18 protein-coding genes are annotated in these 18,233 nt (G+C 39.3%); 2 read left to right on the forward strand and 16 right to left on the reverse strand.

Features of this window, described 5'->3' with window-relative positions:
* Nucleotides 1-543: 543 nt before the first annotated feature.
* From GQR56_RS19885 to yceD, 14 genes are all read right to left on the reverse strand, one after another.
* On the reverse strand, nt 544-2,403 hold the full coding sequence (locus GQR56_RS19885) for an alkaline phosphatase D family protein (protein WP_166114855.1): 1,860 nt from the start codon (nt 2,401-2,403) through the stop codon (nt 544-546).
* A gap of 3 nt (nt 2,404-2,406) precedes the next feature.
* Complete coding sequence (locus GQR56_RS19890; protein WP_166114858.1) at nt 2,407-3,186, reverse strand: YchF/TatD family DNA exonuclease; 780 nt, start codon at nt 3,184-3,186, stop codon at nt 2,407-2,409.
* A gap of 12 nt (nt 3,187-3,198) precedes the next feature.
* A complete protein-coding gene (locus GQR56_RS19895) occupies nt 3,199-3,525 on the reverse strand; it encodes a PilZ domain-containing protein (RefSeq protein WP_166114860.1) in 327 nt (108 codons plus the stop codon).
* 11 nt (nt 3,526-3,536) lie between these two features.
* Entirely contained in the window at nt 3,537-4,451 is a 915-nt protein-coding gene (locus GQR56_RS19900; protein WP_166114862.1) for an AAA family ATPase, read from the reverse strand.
* 1 nt (nt 4,452) lies between these two features.
* Nucleotides 4,453-5,079 carry a dTMP kinase gene (tmk, locus tag GQR56_RS19905; protein WP_166114865.1) on the reverse strand — a complete coding sequence of 209 codons (627 nt, stop codon included), beginning with the start codon at nt 5,077-5,079 and terminating at the stop codon, nt 4,453-4,455.
* A 7-nt stretch (nt 5,080-5,086) separates the two neighbouring features.
* Nucleotides 5,087-6,073 (reverse strand): endolytic transglycosylase MltG, encoded by a 987-nt coding sequence (mltG, locus tag GQR56_RS19910; protein ID WP_166114868.1) that lies wholly within the window; start codon nt 6,071-6,073, stop codon nt 5,087-5,089.
* Nucleotides 6,067-6,891, reverse strand: a complete 825-nt coding sequence (pabC, locus tag GQR56_RS19915) for an aminodeoxychorismate lyase (protein ID WP_024612916.1) — start codon at nt 6,889-6,891, stop codon at nt 6,067-6,069. The genes mltG and pabC overlap by 7 nt, the downstream gene beginning before the upstream one ends.
* A gap of 59 nt (nt 6,892-6,950) precedes the next feature.
* Nucleotides 6,951-8,189, reverse strand: a complete 1,239-nt coding sequence (gene fabF / locus GQR56_RS19920; protein ID WP_024612915.1) for a beta-ketoacyl-ACP synthase II — start codon at nt 8,187-8,189, stop codon at nt 6,951-6,953.
* A 217-nt stretch (nt 8,190-8,406) separates the two neighbouring features.
* Nucleotides 8,407-8,643, reverse strand: coding sequence for an acyl carrier protein (gene acpP / locus GQR56_RS19925; RefSeq protein ID WP_002962377.1), 237 nt, complete (start codon nt 8,641-8,643; stop codon nt 8,407-8,409).
* Nucleotides 8,644-8,893: 250 nt separating this feature from the next.
* On the reverse strand, nt 8,894-9,640 hold the full coding sequence (gene fabG / locus GQR56_RS19930) for a 3-oxoacyl-ACP reductase FabG (RefSeq protein WP_166114871.1): 747 nt from the start codon (nt 9,638-9,640) through the stop codon (nt 8,894-8,896).
* Nucleotides 9,641-9,651: 11 nt separating this feature from the next.
* The gene (gene fabD / locus GQR56_RS19935; protein WP_166114874.1) at nt 9,652-10,578 is read right to left on the reverse strand and encodes an ACP S-malonyltransferase; all 927 of its coding nucleotides are present in this window, start codon (nt 10,576-10,578) and stop codon (nt 9,652-9,654) included.
* Between the two features lie 55 nt (nt 10,579-10,633).
* Nucleotides 10,634-11,674, reverse strand: a complete 1,041-nt coding sequence (plsX, locus tag GQR56_RS19940; protein WP_024612914.1) for a phosphate acyltransferase PlsX — start codon at nt 11,672-11,674, stop codon at nt 10,634-10,636.
* 11 nt (nt 11,675-11,685) lie between these two features.
* Complete coding sequence (gene rpmF, locus GQR56_RS19945; protein WP_002962381.1) at nt 11,686-11,856, reverse strand: 50S ribosomal protein L32; 171 nt, start codon at nt 11,854-11,856, stop codon at nt 11,686-11,688.
* A gap of 9 nt (nt 11,857-11,865) precedes the next feature.
* Nucleotides 11,866-12,390 (reverse strand): 23S rRNA accumulation protein YceD, encoded by a 525-nt coding sequence (yceD, locus tag GQR56_RS19950; protein ID WP_166114877.1) that lies wholly within the window; start codon nt 12,388-12,390, stop codon nt 11,866-11,868.
* Nucleotides 12,391-12,520: 130 nt separating this feature from the next.
* Between yceD and GQR56_RS19955 the strand changes: the two genes are divergently transcribed.
* On the forward strand, nt 12,521-13,120 hold the full coding sequence (locus GQR56_RS19955) for a Maf family protein (protein WP_024612912.1): 600 nt from the start codon (nt 12,521-12,523) through the stop codon (nt 13,118-13,120).
* Between the two features lie 8 nt (nt 13,121-13,128).
* Here the strand turns inward: GQR56_RS19955 and GQR56_RS19960 are convergent, their stop codons facing one another.
* Nucleotides 13,129-13,791 (reverse strand): HAD-IA family hydrolase, encoded by a 663-nt coding sequence (locus tag GQR56_RS19960; RefSeq protein ID WP_166114880.1) that lies wholly within the window; start codon nt 13,789-13,791, stop codon nt 13,129-13,131.
* Nucleotides 13,788-14,747 (reverse strand): 23S rRNA pseudouridine(955/2504/2580) synthase RluC, encoded by a 960-nt coding sequence (gene rluC / locus GQR56_RS19965; protein WP_024612910.1) that lies wholly within the window; start codon nt 14,745-14,747, stop codon nt 13,788-13,790. Before rluC ends, GQR56_RS19960 begins: the two co-directional genes overlap by 4 nt.
* A gap of 772 nt (nt 14,748-15,519) precedes the next feature.
* Between rluC and rne the strand changes: the two genes are divergently transcribed.
* Nucleotides 15,520-18,233, forward strand: a 2,714-nt coding sequence (rne, locus tag GQR56_RS19970) for a ribonuclease E (RefSeq protein ID WP_166114883.1), incomplete at its 3' end; no start/stop codon positions are given.

The raw sequence follows: 18,233 nt of genomic DNA on the forward strand, positions 1-18,233 counted from the left end.
ATATGTTTTGGTGTAATAAAAAACCAAGAAGCGTTTAAGCTCCAAGAAAGTTAAATACGACCTTGAAGCTTAAAATGAGAGATGGTATCTACAGCCAAAGTATAGCTGTGTGTTTAACTTGTAGACGCGAAGCTTGCTTGCGTGACGGGCACAAAGCCCGTAAAGTAATTTATGAACAAAAAGGTTATGAGGCGGTTCGCTTTTAGAGGAAGATATTAATTTAAAGCTATTCTTGGCTTATGTCTTCTCATTTACTCCTTTTTCACTTCTCTTTGTGAATAGTGTTTTATTTAAGTAATTAAAAGCTACGCTTTTCACGTGAGCAAGCTCTACATCTACCGCCAAAGTATAGATTTGTGGCTTTTCGTAGATACAAGGCTCACAGTTTGCTTACGTGACGGGCAAATCCCGTTAATGACCTATTTATAAAGAGATTATAAGGGCTTCGCTTTTAGGGGTAAAAACAACTGCCTAATAGCTTGTTATTATCATTTACTTATCTTTGTGCGGTAGGTTTTTGAGTTAACTGCTTTAGTTAATAACTTATTGCTCTTCTAAATCAAACTCAGTTAAATGCCCATCGCCATGTATTAACTGGTAGCGGGCTAAATTACCTTGTTCTAACGTTATTAAACTAATAGCTGAGTCACTCACTAAATACTTTTGCCCTTCACCAATTGTTTTATGTTTATCTACTTCCATGTGCCAGCGTTTAGTAAAAAAGTTAAGTGGACTTTTTGGTCCATACAATATTGAGTCGAGCTTATCGAGAATGTTTATTAATTTACGCGGGAATTCGTTTTTGATCCCACTGGCGGTAAGCTGCCAAATTCGATTGGGGTGATCGCCAAAACGTTTTTGCACAGAAAAACAAAACGAGTAATGTACATCCCCTGATAAAATAAGGGTTTCGTTTGGGGTGTCTGTTCGTCTAAATGTGTCGAGTAATTTTTTGGCAGAACCTTCATGTGCCATCCAGTTTTCTACATCGACCATTAATGGCTGACCACACATATTAAAAAGTGCCTGAATTGCTTCTATTGATTTAACACCAAATACAGGAGCAGGCGATACAATAATAACTTGATTGTGGCTTAATAGGCTCGCCTCCAGCTCTGTGAGGCGTTTCCAATCTAGTAAACCGGAAGGTTCGTTAAAGTTTTTCTCATTACGCCAACGGTGTGTACGTGTATCTAAAACCACCACTTTTGGTGTTGTAGTTAGTTCGTAATGCCAGTCGTTAAAATCGTTTAACGGTTTATCAAACGCTTTTAACTCCCAAATATTATTAGCTGCTAGGCTTTCTTTAAACGGGGTAACTAATACACTGGTTTTTGTTAGTGCATCGTTACCCATGCCCTGAAACAACCAATAGCTGATTAGACCATTATTTACTATGCGCTTACTGCTTGGGTTGTTATTTATTGCTTGCTCCCACCCTGCTGTAAGGTTCCAATCATCAGTTACATCGTGATCATCAAACATCATTAACGTTGATACGTTAGCAAACAACTTTTCAACTTCTTTTAAGCCTTGAGAGTAATTAATTAAAGCAGTTTTTTCGGCGTTAAAAATAATTTGATTTTGTGAGTTTTTACTTTGGTAAGTTGTATTTTTTATATCAACACATTGCCATGCCGCAGCACTAAAGTTAAGTAAGTACAATGCAACATATTCTTCAAAATGAATAAGATGATTATGGGCTTTTATGCTTGAAAAATGCGGTTCATCTTTTCTTAACCAATAGCCAACACCAAACTTTGGACGTTTTTGCCAAGGTGTTTTTGGTAAAAAGTGGTGGCGATTATACAATTGCGCGTTTATGTCATTTGGTAAGGTAAGCGCTAGCGGTTGTTCTTTATAAATACCGAGCTTGCTAATTAGCTGATGAATAACAAGTAGCATAGGACCTGCTACGTCATCAGCGTAAACCTGATCCCCACTGAGTAAAAGTAATTGTGCGCCTTGATTGTTATTACCACGCTGGGTGTTTTGCCAATGACTTGCCGATACTAAGCTGTCTTTTGATGGGTGATGCGCATTACGACATGAACCATGTAAAATATCATCGAGTTTATTAGGTATTACAAATGCGGGAGCTTGCTTGTTGCTAAAGCACCATGGAGATAAGTCAATTGCGCTGCCATTAATAAAAAGTGAATAACTAAGTAAGCTATCAAGCGGAAACTGATTATTTATAGGCTTAATGATTATAAAATGAAGATGTAAATGCTTACCCAGTGTAATGCTTTGTTGTTCGCTATAGCATTCGTGGTTTATAAGCTCTACACGACAATTTGCAGACTCAGATGTTGCAAACTGAATACACATACCGGTTTGCTCTGCACGGCGCACCATTGGTCCCATTAGTAAAACAGGAAGTTGCGCCGTGTGAGTTGTCATTTTTTAGCCTTTAGCTGCTAATTTAAATAAAGAATAAAAATTGTCGGTGGTTGCTTTTGCAAGTTCATTAAAACTAATGCCCTTTAACTCGCTAATGTAATAAGCAACATCTTCTACATAAGCTGGCTGATTAGTTTTACCACGGTACGGGACTGGCGCTAAATAAGGTGAATCTGTTTCTATTAGTAGGCGATCAAGCGGTATTTGCTTTACAACTTCTTTTAGCTCTACTGCATTTTTAAAAGTAACAATGCCCGAAATAGAAATATAAAAGCCCATATCAATCGCTTTTTTAGCCATATCCCAATCTTCGGTAAAACAATGTAGTACACCACCACAGTTTTCTGCTTTGTGCTCACGCATTAAGTTAATGGTGTCTGCACGCGCATCGCGGGTATGAATTATTAACGGTTTCTGTAATTCGTTAGCTACTTCTATGTGCCCAACAAAGCTGGCTTGTTGCACTGCGTGGGTATCTTGTGAGTAATAATAATCCAGACCTGTTTCGCCAATGGCGACTACTTTTTCGTGAGAAGCTAGGTCGATTAACTGTTGCTTGTTAAGCGCATCTTTTTGATCAAGTGGATGCACGCCACATGAGGCTGATACATCGTCGTAATGCTTAATTTTATCAAGCATACTTGGGAACTGATCAAGGGTTACACTTACACATAAAAAGTGTTCAACCTTTTTTGCACGTGCGTTATCTAGCACTTGGTCGAGGTTTAAATCAAGTTTATCAAAATCAAGACGGTCTAAATGGCAATGAGAATCTACAATCACAATTAATGCTTACTACATGGTATAAGTTGGATTACCAGAGTTTAACATAGTCCCTAGTAGTTTTTCGATCTTAGCGTTTAGGTTTGTTTTGTCATCTAAAAAGCTAATACCAATACCCGGCGGGTTAGAACTTTGTGCACCTTGTGGAGTGATCCAAGCAACTTTACCTGTTACTACGTCATCTTCTAGGGCATCGGGGAGCGTTACACGTAAAGCCAATGAGTGCCCTACTTCATAGCGCATATTTGTACGTACAAACAAGCCACCTTTTTTTATGTAAGGCATGTAACAACGGTACAATTCGTCTAGGTCGTCTATATCTACTAAGAGCTCTTGCATGTTTAGTCCTTTTAAGTGTTTCGTAGTGTGTAAGCTAGTCGCGACACCGCGAGTGGTAAATTAAGCCCGAGTATTTTAGTGTTATTTTGTAAAAACTCACTCAGAGCTTGTTGTGCAATTTGATAAGCGTCAAAACTCATGCCTTGCATAAGTTGTTGCTTTAATTGTTCGCTTAAAAATAATGTAAATATACGAACAAGTTCAGGCTGTTTATTTATTATATCGACTAACGCTTTAAAATTATGGCTTTGTTTAAACCCAGTTGCAAATTTATAAAGTGTATCAATGCTTTCGAGCTGATTTTGTTCTTGCCATTGCTTTACTTGCAATGGTTGGCTGTAAAAAAGCGGTAACCAGTTGTAACCTGTAATCTGTAACGACTCAAGCCATTGTTGTGCAAGTTCGATATTTGTTACTTTTACATCGGTTTTAGCGCAACGACTTAAAATAGTGGCTGGTAGCTGTGCTGGTTGGCTTGTCGTTAATATTAAAAATCGGCTATTACTTGGCTCTTCTAATGTTTTTAAAAGTGCATTTGCTGCGGCTGTAGTCATTTTTTCGCAGTTTTCGATAATAACGACTTTATTACCATTTTGTGCTGCTGAGTGATTCATAAAATCACTAATACCGCGTATATCATCTACGCCTATGCTTTGCCCGTCGACTTGCGTTAATCGTTTGTCGGGGTGAGTACCAGCAAGTGTTAACAAGCAGCTTTTACATTGTCCACAAGGCGATAAAATACTGTTTGGTACAGTTAAGCGCTCTACTGTATTTTGACACAGTAATGCATTTGCTAACTGATCGCTCAGTTCAAATTTACCTACACCCGTCGGTCCACAAAATAGTTGTGCATGATGAAAACGCTGACCACGAAAGCTTTGTGCTAAGCGTTGCTGTACATCATGTAACCAAGGCAATGCCATGTTATTTTAATCCGTCAAAAAACGTGCGTAATACATGGGTTATATCGCGGTGTACTTTGTCTATGTCTTGATTTGCATCTACAGTTTTAATTGATGAATCGTCATTTGCAAGCTCTACGTAGCGCATACGTGTTCGCTGAAAAAACTCGATAGCTTCTTGCTCTATTCGATCTAGCTCACCACGTCCTTTTGCACGCTCAAGACCAATAACAGGGTCAATATCAAGGTAAATAGTTAAATCGGGCTTTAATCCTTTTAATACCATTGAGGATAGCGAAGCTAATGTATTTGAACTAATACCGCGCCCACCGCCCTGATACGCCTGAGACGATAAGTCATGGCGATCAGCAAGTATCCACTTACCTTGCTCAAGTGCTGGGTTAATTACGTTATGCATTAATTGCGAACGTGCGGCGTACATAATTAAAAGCTCAGTCTCGAATGCTATTTCTTCTTCGTGCTCAGCTTTTACTAGAGTACGTAGCGACTCGGCCAGTGGTGTTCCACCTGGTTCGCGTACATTAATAAAGTCGATATGCTTTTTATTTAAAAAATCTTGGCATAACGAAATAGCTGTCGATTTACCTGCGCCTTCTAGGCCTTCAATTACTATAAATTTTGGTTTCATAAAAGAGTTAGTTCTTTTTATTTAATATGTATGTGTTAACTGCCGCATTATGTTGTTTTAATGTGGTCGAAAATTGGTGGCTGCCATCGCCTTTTGATACAAAATAAACGTATTGCGTTTGCGGCGGATTAACAGCAGCTAAAATAGCGGCTTTTGACGGCATAGCAATAGGTGTTGGCGGTAAACCATTAATACGGTACGTATTATAGGGTGTGTAATCACGTAAATCTTTACGTTTAATATCGCCATCAAACCCCTCTCCTAAGCCATATATTACGGTAGGGTCGGTTTGAAGACGCATATTAGTGTTTAATCGGTTTACAAATGCAGAAGCAATTAACGGGCGCTCGCTTGCAAGGCCTGTTTCTTTTTCTATAATCGATGCCATTATTAAAGCTTCGTATGCTGTTTTGTACGGTAAATCAGCAGCTCGTTGCTCCCACGCATTACTTAACGTTAGCTGCATTTTTTGAACTGCACGTTTTAGTACACTACTTGCTGTATCGTTATTATGATAATGATACGTATCTGGAAACAACCAACCTTCTAGGTTTGAGTTATTTCCTAGTAGTTGCTCACTTAATTTATCTACCTTTAAATCGTTTTGTAAATTACTGGCGCTTTTAATTACGGTCAATATATCACGAAGCGATTGACCTTCAATTATAGTAAAAATAAAGTTTACTTGCTGACCTTGGTTTATTTTTTTAATATTTTCGATAACACTATCGTTATTAAGCTCGTAAAGTCCTGCTTTTAAATCGGTAAGGGTTGGGTCTAGCTTTGCAATAACTTGGTAGCGCCAACAGTCTTCCACCCATTTATTTGCTTGCCATTGACGACATAACTGATTAAAGCCAGTGCCATGTTTGACTTCAAATTGCGTGCTATTTGCTACCTGTAATGGGCTGTTTATTGTTGATTGTATTTGCTGATACCCAATTGCGGTTGTAATAAGCGCTAACAATAATACCGATAAAATAACTTTTAACACTTAGCCTCCTTGGCTAATAATTCGTTTAATAATAACTGGCTCTGCTTAACATTAAATATGTGCTGTTCTATGCTACGTACAGGCACTGCACCCATTAAGCTGTTGCATACAAAAACCGCATCTGCATTGATTAACTCATCCACACCAACACGCTTAAATTCAACGGGTAATTTATCACATAACGATTGTAGATAAACACCCTTTATACCGCACTCATCAAGCTGTGGCGTAAATAATTTATTATGCTTAATGGCAAAAATATTTGCCGCAGACGCTTCTATCACATTATTGTTGTAATCGAGCACAAGTACATCGTCGCAATCTTGTGTTTGCATTGCTTTTTTTATCAATACTTGTTCAAGGCGGTTTAGAGTTTTAAGCCCTGCAAGTAATGGTTGAGAGGCTAATTTAATAGGACTAACATTAAGGCTTAAACCCATATGAGAAAGTGTCTTGTAATTTTTTGGGTAATCTAAAACACTTACTACAATAGTTAAATTATATTCACTAGGTAAACCATAGCCACGCCCGCCTTCTCCTCGTGTAATTACAATTTTTAGTACACTGAGTGTTTGCTCTGCTATTTGCTTAGTAATATGCTTTTCAAGATTATTAAAATCTATTTGAGGAAAACCCAATCGTGCTGCGCACTCAGCTAAACGTGCCTTATGATATGACCAGTGCTGTACTTGCCCGCTGACTACTTTTGCGGTTGTAAAAAAGCCGTCACCATAGTTTAAACCACGATCGGATGTACTTATAACGCTACTTTTTCCCGCTACGATAATTGTTTGTGTGTGCTTTATTGTTTTATGCATATAAAAAAAGCCCAGTTAAACAACTGAGCTCTTATAATTTGATTCGTTGTTAAAAAAGATTATACCTTTTTAAATAGCAACGAGCCATTAGTACCACCAAAACCAAACGAGTTACATAGCGCAAAGTCTAACTTTGCATCACGTGCGGTGTGAGCAATGTAATCTAAATCACACCCTTCATCAGGATTATCAAGGTTAATAGTTGGCGACACTTTTTGGTCTGTTAGCGATAAAATCGAAATAATAGACTCTACCGAACCAGCAGCGCCGAGTAAGTGACCCATCATTGACTTAGACGAACCAACCATTACATCTTTTGCTGCATTGCCAAATATAGATTTAACCGCTGAGGTTTCTGCTTTGTCGCCAGCATTTGTAGATGTACCGTGTGCATTAATGTAGCCCACTTGCTCTGCATTTACTTGCGCATCGTTTAATGCGTTTTCCATTGCAAGCGCTGCACCAGCACCATCTTCCGGTGGAGATGTCATGTGGTAAGCATCGCCACTCATGCCAAAACCTACTAGCTCTGCATAAATTTTAGCGCCACGTGCTTTAGCATGTTCATATTCTTCAACAACAACAACGCCAGCACCATCCGACAATACAAAACCGTCGCGGTCTTTATCCCAAGGGCGAGAAGCCGCTTGTGGATCGTCGTTACGTGTCGATAGTGCGCGTGCTGCATTAAAACCACCCATACCAATTGGAGTACAGGCTTTTTCTGCACCGCCGGCAACCATTGCATCTGCATCACCATAAGCAATCATACGTGCAGCATGACCTATGTTGTGCAAACCAGTTGTACACGCGGTAACAATAGATATATTTGGACCACGAAGCCCATGCATTATTGATAAATGACCAGAGATCATATTAATAATGGTTGATGGTACATAGAACGGCGATAACTTACGTGGACCACTATTTAATAGTTTAATGTGGTTTTCTTCAATAAGTGTTAATCCACCAATACCAGAGCCTACCGCTACACCAATACGTGTTGCATTTTGCTCAGTTACTTCTAGACCAGAATCTTGAAAGGCTTGTACACCTGCTGCAATGCCATATTGGATAAATAAATCCATTTTTTTAGCATCTTTAGGTTGCATGTATGCCGATGCATCAAAGTCGTTAATTAAACCAGCGAACTTTGTACCAAATTTTGATGTATCAAAGTGAGTTATTGTTTGAATACCACTTTTACCATCTAATAAGCCTTGCCAGGTTGATTGCACATCATTACCTAGCGGCGTCAACATTCCTAAGCCAGTTACGACAACTCGACGTTTAGCCACGGTTTGCCTCCAATAAGGGATTATTTTTATAAGTATGTGATCATACCCAAGCTACCTCAAAGTGCTAGTCCCAAAATAGATTAAAAACGCATAACACACGCAAAAATAATTGTTAGTTAAAATTGGACGTTAAGGTTTGGGTTTCGGATCGTGTACTTTGAGGTGGTTTGGATATATAAATTAAGGGCAGCGAATGCTGCCCTTAATTTGCGATTAATTACTCAGCGTGAGCTGTAACGTAATCGATTGCAGTTTGTACTGTAGTGATCTTTTCAGCTTCTTCATCTGGGATCTCAGTATCAAACTCTTCTTCAAGAGCCATAACTAGTTCAACAGTATCAAGAGAATCTGCACCTAGGTCATCTACGAAAGAAGATTCGTTTTTAACTTCTTCTTCTTTAACACCTAGCTGTTCGATGATAATTTTCTTTACGCGTTCTTGGATATCGCTCATTCTTCTTTCCTTTATTAAAAACGCCAATGCGTTATTTTCAGATTGCCGCGTAGTTTACGCCGCATAATTCTCTGATTCAATGATTTGACCATAAATAATTGTCTGGTCAAACCTCTGAGTGTTTGTTTTATCTTTTATCGCTTATTTTCGCAGCGATTTCAAGTATGTTTAAAGCAAGTTTACTAAAAATTCAATGTTTTTTAGATGCCCTGCTCAACTTAATTTGGTTACAGTGCAAATTAAATGGCGATTAAACCATGTACATCGCACCATTTACATGCAAAGTTTCGCCTGAAACATAAGCAGCAGCATCTGATGCTAGGTAACAAACTGCAGCAGCAATTTCATCTGGCTGACCCAAACGTCCTGCTGGTACATTAGCGAGTGTAGCTGCTTTTTGATCTTCTGTTAACTCATCGGTCATATCTGTTTGAATAAAACCAGGTGATACAACGTTTACTGTAATACCACGCGATGCAACTTCACGAGCTAATGACTTAGAAAAGCCAATAACACCTGCTTTTGCAGCTGCATAGTTAGCTTGACCTGCATTGCCCATAGTGCCCACTACTGAGCCTATGTTGATAATACGACCGTTTCTTTTCTTCATCATTGGTCGTAATACTGCTTTAGATAAGCGGAAGATTGAGCTTAAGTTGGTGTCGATAATATCATTCCACTCATCATCTTTCATACGCATTAATAAATTATCGCGTGTAATACCTGCGTTGTTTACAAGTACGTCAATATCGCCTAAATCAGCTTTAATTGCTGCTAAAGTTGCTTCTATAGAAGCAGCATCGGTTACATTTAATGCGTAACCTTTACCGCTATCACCTAGGTATTCGCTAATTTTAGCTGCACCAGACTCACTCGTCGCTGTACCAGCTACTTTCGCGCCTTGTGCAATTAAAGTTGTTGCAATTGCTTTACCAATACCACGGCTAGCGCCAGTAATTAGGACAACTTTGCCCTCTAAAGAAAATAAGTTAGACATTTTATATACTCTTATTTAGCTGCATCAATTGAAGCACAGTCGTTTACTGAGCCACAAATCATTGCTTTATCAATTCGTTTTGCAAGACCAGTTAATACTTTACCTGGACCAAATTCGTAACTTTGCGTAATACCTTGTGCAACAAGTGCTTGCACTGTTTCTGTCCAGCGTACTGGGCTGTATAATTGGCGTACTAATGCTTCTTTAATCGCATCAGCTGCTGCTTCAGCTTTCACGTCTACATTATTAATTACATCACACTTAGGTGTATTAAATGTTAAAGCGGCTAAATCTGCTGCAAGTTTTTCAGCAGCCGGTTTCATTAACTCACAATGTGAAGGCACGCTTACAGAAAGAGGTAACGCACGTTTAGCGCCTGCATCTTTACATGCTTGTGATGCTCTATCTACTGCAGCTTTATGCCCTGCAATAACAACTTGACCAGGCGAGTTGTAATTTACTGGAGAAACAACCTCACCTTGTGCTGATGCATCGCACGCAGCTTGAATTTCAGCATCACCTAAACCAATGATAGCAGCCATTGAACCAACACCTGCTGGTACTGCCTCTTGCATGTATAAACCACGATTTTCGACAAGCTTAACAGCTTCGCTCAAGCTAATAACATCACTGCATACTAATGCAGAGTATTCACCTAAGCTGTGGCCAGCCATAACAACATCTGTATCAGGGTTTGCTGCTAACCAATGACGATAAATAGCAACACTTGCCGTTAATAATGCAGGTTGAGTACGATGTGTTTCATTAAGTTTTTCTTCTGGACCATTAAGTACTAACTCAGCGAGATCGTAGCCTAATGCATCAGACGCTTCGCCAAACGTTGCTTTAACAATGTCTGAGCTTTCTAGTAACTCTTGTAACATACCAACGCTTTGTGAGCCTTGACCTGGGAATAGAAGTGCAATTTGTTGTGCCATACTTTGCTCTTTTTAATTAAACAAATAAATATTATTGTAAAACACGGCACATCAATTATTGATTAACCGCCGTGTTTTCGGAATGTGTTTTTTCGAAAATTGCGGCTATTTTATCAGGAAGTTGACGTTCAACTTCTTTTACCGCTTCATCGATCGCTGCTTGAAATGCCTTAGCTGAGGCATTCCCATGGCTTTTAACGACAATACCGCGCAATCCTACCAGACTTGCACCGTTATACTGGTCGGGGTTCACCTTTTTATAGAGTTTTTTTATGATTGGGCGAAGTATAAAGGCCATACATTTATAAAGAAGGTGCTTTTCGAGTGCTGCTGTAAACTTATTCATAATAAGTTTTGCTATGCCTTCGCATGTTTTGAGCGCTACATTACCTACAAAGCCTTCGCATACAATTACATCGGCTTTGCCTGTAAAAATGTCACTACCTTCACTGTAACCAACATAATTTATATGAGGGCTTTGTTGCATTAGTTGCGCAGCTTGCTTAATGCCTTCATGACCTTTTATGTCTTCAGAACCAATATTTAATAAACTCACTTTGGGGTTGTTACAACCCAATGCTTGACCGGCAACTACTGAGCCCATAATGCCAAACTGATACAGTATTTCGGCATCGCAGTGCACGTTAGCGCCTAAATCTAGAAGATATACTGGGTTTTTACCTTCAGTAGGCACAGCTGATATAAGTGCGGCACGTTTAACGCCTGGTAGCATTTTTAAAACATAGTGAGCCATAAAAAATAACGCACCCGTGTTACCAGAACTTACGCATGCTTGAGCTTCGCCCGATTTAACCAAATCGAGGGCAACACGCATAGATGAATCTTTTTTTGAACGTACAGCAATTGAAGGTTCGCAAGCATTAGTGACTATTTCACTACAATGGCGAATAATTAATCTTGGATGTGATAAAGAATCGAGGGATTCGAGTTCTTTAGATATAACGTGTTCGTTACCACACAAAATGAGTGTTAAGTTGGCATGAACGTTTACCGCATGTACGGCAGCGGGAATAGATGAACGGGGGCCGTAATCGCCCCCCATCATATCTAACGCTATGGTTAGATCTTTCAGCATAAAGCAATCTCTTATTTAGAAATTACTTGAACGCCTTTGTAGTAACCATCTGCAGTCACATGGTGACGACGATGAGTCTCACCAGATGTTTGATCTACAGTTAAAGTTGGACCACTGATCGCATCGTGTGAACGGCGCATGCCGCGTCTTGCACGAGACTTTTTGCTTTTTTGTACAGCCATAGTCTTCTCCTAAGAATCTTTCTTAAGTTGTTTCAAAATATCAAATGGATTAGGTTTATCATCTTCCGCCTTTAAAACACCAAAGCTGGCAGGCTTTGCTGAATAACTGCATGAAGCTTCGTTGTGGGTAGCAACTAATGGAATTGCTAAAATTAGTTCGTCTTCGATTAAATCAAAAACGTTAACTTCACCATTTTCATCAAGCGCTACTTCATCGTAGTCTTCTGGAAAAATATCTGACTCAGTGTCTTCACCTACTGGAGAATATACAAAGTCTTGAACCAAATCCAACCCTAAATCACCATTACAACGTTGACAAGTGACAGTTACGTGTGTGGACAAATTGCCTCTAATCACAACGAAACCTTGATCATCGTTTTTGCAATGAATTTTTACCGCTATTTCACCTACTTCTTCCTGCACAACTTTCTCTAAACGAGTAAGTTTTTCAAGCGGTACAATTCCGTCATACTTTAAACGGTGCTGCGCTGCTTTGCCTGGATGAAGAGTGATGGGAATTTTCACCTTTTGCATAGGGGCTGCATCATATAGATAGTTAGTTTGTTAGTCAAAGTAAAAAACCATTTTTACGTGGTTTTTAACGTGTTTTACTTACGGATCTGATTTATCCTAACTCAATCTGATTTATCATAGGAAAAAATCCGTGAAGTACCCACTTATTTTAGCGTCAAGCTCACCTTTTAGGCAGTCTTTATTACAAAAATTTAATTTACCATTTGATACGTTTTCACCAGATGTTGACGAATCAGCACTTGAAGGCGAAACACCCACAGAGCTGGTTAAGCGTTTAAGTGAATTAAAAGCTTCAGTAGCAAATAAGCACTTTAACAAAGGTTTAGCTATTGGATCAGACCAGGTCGCAGTATTTAATAATCAAATTTTAGGTAAACCGCATAATAAACAGAATGCCGTAAAACAACTAAATTTATTTAGCGGGCATACTGTAACATTTTTAACGGGTTTATGTGTTTACGATATTGTAACTGGTAATAAAAAAACGTGTGTTGAACCCTTTAATGTTACTTTTAAAACCCTAAGTGACGCACAAATTAGTGCTTATTGCGATGCAGAACAACCTTACAACTGCGCAGGTAGTTTTAAAAGTGAAGGGTTGGGTATTTGCTTGTTTGAAAAATTAACTGGGGACGATCCAAATAGTTTAATTGGTTTACCATTAATTAAACTCAGCCAATTGCTGGCTGAGTTTGGTTTAGATGTATTAGCTGCCCAAAACAAATTTTAATTACAAAGCTAGCCAATTAACACGTGTTGCAGCTGTAGATAATTATCTACCGTTGCAACAGGGCTAAGCTTATTTAGCTGCTGTGCGTTGTGTACACCCATTGTTACGCCAATTCTATCCATGCCAGCAGCTTTTGCCATGGTCATGTCTATTTGAGTATCACCAATCATTACAGCGTCATTAGCGCTTATGCCAAGTTCTTCAAGCAATTGATACAACATATCTGGAGAAGGCTTTGATTGCGCTTCATCGCTTGTACGCGTTGCACTAAAAAAATGACGTAATTGACTTTGTTCAAGTAAACGCTCTAACCCACCCCTACCTTTACCTGTTGCAACCGCTAAAATAATGCCCTGCTCTTTTAAAGTATTTAAAACGCTGGCAACATTAGCAAATACGGGAGTGGGAGTCGTATCTACACTGTATTGATATTTATAGCCTGAAATTAACGCTTGGTGCTGCGCTGCATTATCAGGAAATAAAACGTCAATTGCTTTTTCAAGCGACATACCAATAATGCTTTTAATTACTTCATCGCTAGGCGGCACAATATTAAGTGCAACGGCACTACTACGAATACAATTTACTATTTTAGTAATTGAATCCATAACGGTGCCGTCCCAGTCAAAAATGACAAGTTTGTACTTTTTGACTGATTTATTACTTATCACGCTTTACTAGCACGTAATTTAAGCAAGCAACTACTCAATGCTTTATCAAGTGGTGCTTCTACTCGCATAGTTGTTTCATTTTTTGGATGATAAAAACTTAAATCGTGTGCGTGTAAAAATAAACGATTTAAACCAACTTTACGCATTGAATCATCAAATTCTTGTTCACCATATTTATCATCGCACGCAATAGCATGACCTTTACATTGTGTGTGCACACGAATTTGATGCGTACGACCTGTAACCGGTGATGCTTGTACAAGTGAGCAATCGTCAAAACGCTCAAGTACTTTAAAACGAGTATGTGACGGTTTACCTTCAACATTATCAACACGTACCACACGCTCACCCGACTTAAGTGTGTTTTTTCGTAGCCCTTCGGTTACATTTTTAGTTTTACCATCCCATTGACCGCTAACTAACGCCCAATAGTTTTTTTCCATGGTTTTTTCACGTAGCTGTTCATGTAAAGCTGTCAGTACTGAGCGACGTTTAGAAATTAATAAACAACCCGATGTATCACGGTCAAGTCTATGTACAAGCTCTAAACTACGTTCTTCAGGGCGTAGTACGCGCAATGCTTCGATTAAGCCGTAGCTTAAACCACTGCCGCCATGAACTGCCATACCTGATGGTTTATTGATTACAATAAGATACTTATCTTCAAATAAAATATCATTTTCAAGGCGTGTTACTTTATCAAGTTTTGCTGGTACAAATTCTTCGCGTTCAGCCACTCTAATTGGCGCTATACGAATAACATCTTCAAGCTGCAGTTTATATACAGGCTTAATACGTTTTTTATTAACGCGTACCTCGCCTTTTCGTAAAAGTTTATAAATAGCGCTTTTAGGCACCCCTTTTAAATGGGTAATAAGAAAGTTATCAATTCGCTGACCTAAATGGTCTTCGTTGATCGTGACATAAGTTACTTGTAAGTCGTTTTTTTCTGACATTGCCTAATCACTAATTTAAGTAAAATAATTTAGTTGCTAACACTGTAATAATAGTGGGATAATCAGCAGCGCAAATATTTAATATTTGCAAATAACAACGGTGCTTTTTAACACATTAAAACATTCGTGATGCACATTCTGGGTAGCCGATCATACAGATCCGAGTTAAGTTTTCCAAAGCTTTTATACATACCTAGTCAACACGTGCGATCAATTAACGGCAATGCGCGTAATATATTGCAAGTTAAGTTTGAACATGAAGCGATTTTTAATGTGATAGAAAAAGCAATGAACAGATAATTTGTCTGATAGTGGCGACGTAAAAACACGTCGTTCAGCATTTGCTCAATTATTGTAGTGCCGTATAGCAGCTTATTTAGAACTAAAAAAATCTAAAAAATAAGCGTTCATTAACATCGGCAGCGACTACTGCTCATAAACCGAATACTAGCGATACATGAAGTATGTGTATTGCTTACGATTTAATGAGCCCTACGCGCCTAATATGAATGATATTTAGTAAGATTAATATGACAGGCCGACTTCTGGGTAAACGTGTAATGCAGCTGAAAAGCCGACACTTTTACACCATTAAGAATTTAATAGCGTGACTACGCACTATTGTTTGCCACCATTTAAAATACTGCATACGGAAATACAGAGCCGTTCCGTTAAAGACCCAGTCGTGAGGCTGCACATTCTAAAAATAGGAACAACTGAACAGGCGAGAAAACATCGTCATGTCAGAGACATAAACTAGTAGAGTAATAATATGAAACGTATGCTAATCAATGCAACGCAGCAAGAAGAAATGCGTGTAGCACTGGTTGACGGCCAGCGCCTATATGATTTAGATATAGAAAGCCCAGGTCACGAACAGAAAAAAGCTAATATTTATAAAGGTAAAATCACGCGTATTGAACCATCTCTTGAAGCAGCATTTGTAGAATATGGTGCTGATCGTCATGGTTTCCTTCCTTTAAAAGAAATTGCCCGTACTTACTTCCCTGCAGGTTACACTTTCCACGGTCGTCCAAATATTCGTGACGTGATCAAAGAAGGTCAAGAAGTAATAGTTCAAGTAGATAAAGAAGAGCGTGGCCAAAAAGGCGCAGCTTTAACTACCTTTATTAGTGTTGCAGGTAGTTACTTAGTACTTATGCCTAACAACCCACGTGCTGGCGGTATTTCTCGACGCATTGAAGGTGATGAACGTACAGAGCTTAAAGAAGCACTTGGTCGTTTAGAGCTACCTAAAGGTATGGGCTTAATTGTTCGTACTGCTGGTGTTGGTAAATCATTTGAAGAACTAAACTACGATTTAAAAGCGTTACTAGTACATTGGGAAGCAATAAGACTTGCTGCTGAAAGTGCTAAAGCACCGTTTTTAATCCACCAAGAAAGTAACGTAATATTCCGCGCAATTCGCGATTATTTACGTCGTGATATTGGTGAAATTTTAATTGATAAACCACGAGTATTTGAAGAAGCGCAAGCACATATTGAACGCTTTCGTCCTGACTTCATGAGCCGTGTTAAACTTTATCAAGGCGACACACCATTATTTACGCATTACCAAATTGAAAGTCAAATTGAGTCTGCGTTCCAACGTGAAGTACGCTTACCGTCAGGTGGTTCAATTGTAATTGACCCAACTGAAGCACTTACTTCTATCGATATCAACTCGTCTAAGGCAACTAAAGGCGGCGATATTGAAGAAACAGCACTTAACACCAACCTAGAAGCAGCAGATGAAATTGCACGTCAATTACGTCTACGTGATTTAGGTGGTTTAATTGTTATCGACTTTATCGATATGACTCCTCCACGCCATCAGCGTGAAGTAGAAAACCGTTTAAAAGATGCAGTTCGCCCAGATCGCGCTCGTGTACAAATTGGTAAAATATCTCGTTTTGGTTTACTTGAAATGTCGCGCCAGCGCCTGCGCCCTTCATTAGGTGAAGCAAGCCAAGGACCATGCCCTCGTTGTAGCGGTCAAGGTACTATTCGTTCTAACGAATCAATTGCTCTTTCTATACTTCGTTTAATTGAAGAAGAAGCAATTAAAGACAACACAACACAAGTAAATGCTCAAGTGCCTGTTGCTGTTGCCGCTTATTTATTAAATGAGCAACGCCGTAGTGTTCAGCGCATGGAAAAACAGCATAGCTGTGACATAGTGATTATTCCTAATCAGCACATGGAAACGCCACACTATGAAGTAATGCGCTTGCGTAAAGACGAAACTCTTGAAACTGTGAGCTATGAACAAGTTGTTGCTCCAGAGCCTGAAGCATATGAAATGTCTAAATCGCCAGTAGCACAGGTTCGTGAAGAGCCAATGCTAAAAGGTGTTGTTATGCCTTCTACGCCAGCTCCACAAGCCGCGCCAGTAGCTAAAGCTCCTGTTGTTGAAGTGAAAGCTGAAAGTGGATTATTTGAAGCTATTGCTAAATGGTTTAAATCGTTATTTGCTAGCGAAACCGTAGAAGAGAAAAAAGAAGCTGCTGATAAAGAACAGCAAGAACAAGACGCTCGCAATAAGAGCCGTGGTAACGATAATCGTCGTCGTAATAACAATCAACGTCGTCGTAATAATCCTCGCTCTAAACCACGTGTTGAACGCACTACTAACGAAGATGAAGTTAAAACTGATTCTCCTGCAGTAACAAACGAGAACCAAGAGAGAAGCGAAAACCGCAATAAGCGTCGTCGTAATCCTAATTCACGTAAGCGACCTGAGCATAAAAGCGAAGATAAAGAGCAAGTAAAATCAGAAGTACCTGCGAAGGTAGAAACAACTGAAAAAGTTGCAGTTGATTCTAAACCAGCTCCGGCACAAGAGCCTAAGGAACAAAAACCTAAAGTTCGTCGCCAACGTCGTAATTTACGTAAAAAAGTACGTTTACAAGACGAAAATGCTGAGCAAGTAAAAGTAGCTGATCAAACGACTGAGCAAGCTGTGGTTAATGATGAGAAACCACAAGCTCAAGAGCAAGCACCTGTTGTAGAAAAACAAACGCAAGCTCCTGCAGAGAAAGCAGCACATATTAAAGAAGAAGTAGTCGCGGTTGAATCTAACGATGAAATAGTAACGACTGAAGACGATCAAGAACAAACGCGTACACGTTCTCGTCGTTCTCCTCGTCATCTTCGTGCATCAGGACAACGTCGTCGTCGCCCTGAAGGTGAAGGCAATGAAGCTAAGTCAGATGAAGCTCCTGCATTCGTGCCAGTTGCTGACCAAGCCGCTGCAGAGTATGAAGCTGAACTTAAAGCAAAGTCTGAAGAAACAGTTGTTAATGCATCTCAACAAGTTGAGCAAGCAATTGCTGTTGAAGACTTAGCTAAAGTTGAAGTACAAGCACAAACTGAGCAGCCAGCTAAAGTTGAAACACCAGTAGTCACTGAGCAACCAGCTAAAGTTGAAGCCCCAGTTGTAACTGAGCAGCCAGCTAAAGTTGAAGCGCCAGTAGTCACTGAGCA

Source organism: Pseudoalteromonas sp. Z9A5, assembly GCF_011378875.1.
Classification (GTDB): Bacteria; Pseudomonadota; Gammaproteobacteria; order Enterobacterales; family Alteromonadaceae; genus Pseudoalteromonas.

What these genes read in the sequence shown, in the direction of transcription:
- rluC (WP_024612910.1), bottom strand. Translation starts at nt 14,747, where the DNA reads ATGTCAGAAAAAAACGACTTACAAGTAACTTATGTCACGATCAACGAA.
- pabC (WP_024612916.1), bottom strand. Translation starts at nt 6,891, where the DNA reads ATGCATAAAACAATAAAGCACACACAAACAATTATCGTAGCGGGAAAA.
- yceD (WP_166114877.1), bottom strand. Translation starts at nt 12,390, where the DNA reads ATGCAAAAGGTGAAAATTCCCATCACTCTTCATCCAGGCAAAGCAGCG.
- fabD (WP_166114874.1), bottom strand. Translation starts at nt 10,578, where the DNA reads ATGGCACAACAAATTGCACTTCTATTCCCAGGTCAAGGCTCACAAAGC.
- GQR56_RS19900 (WP_166114862.1), bottom strand. Translation starts at nt 4,451, where the DNA reads ATGGCATTGCCTTGGTTACATGATGTACAGCAACGCTTAGCACAAAGC.
- GQR56_RS19885 (WP_166114855.1), bottom strand. Translation starts at nt 2,403, where the DNA reads ATGACAACTCACACGGCGCAACTTCCTGTTTTACTAATGGGACCAATG.
- acpP (WP_002962377.1), bottom strand. Translation starts at nt 8,643, where the DNA reads ATGAGCGATATCCAAGAACGCGTAAAGAAAATTATCATCGAACAGCTA.
- rpmF (WP_002962381.1), bottom strand. Translation starts at nt 11,856, where the DNA reads ATGGCTGTACAAAAAAGCAAAAAGTCTCGTGCAAGACGCGGCATGCGC.
- tmk (WP_166114865.1), bottom strand. Translation starts at nt 5,079, where the DNA reads ATGAAACCAAAATTTATAGTAATTGAAGGCCTAGAAGGCGCAGGTAAA.
- GQR56_RS19895 (WP_166114860.1), bottom strand. Translation starts at nt 3,525, where the DNA reads ATGCAAGAGCTCTTAGTAGATATAGACGACCTAGACGAATTGTACCGT.
- fabG (WP_166114871.1), bottom strand. Translation starts at nt 9,640, where the DNA reads ATGTCTAACTTATTTTCTTTAGAGGGCAAAGTTGTCCTAATTACTGGC.
- plsX (WP_024612914.1), bottom strand. Translation starts at nt 11,674, where the DNA reads ATGCTGAAAGATCTAACCATAGCGTTAGATATGATGGGGGGCGATTAC.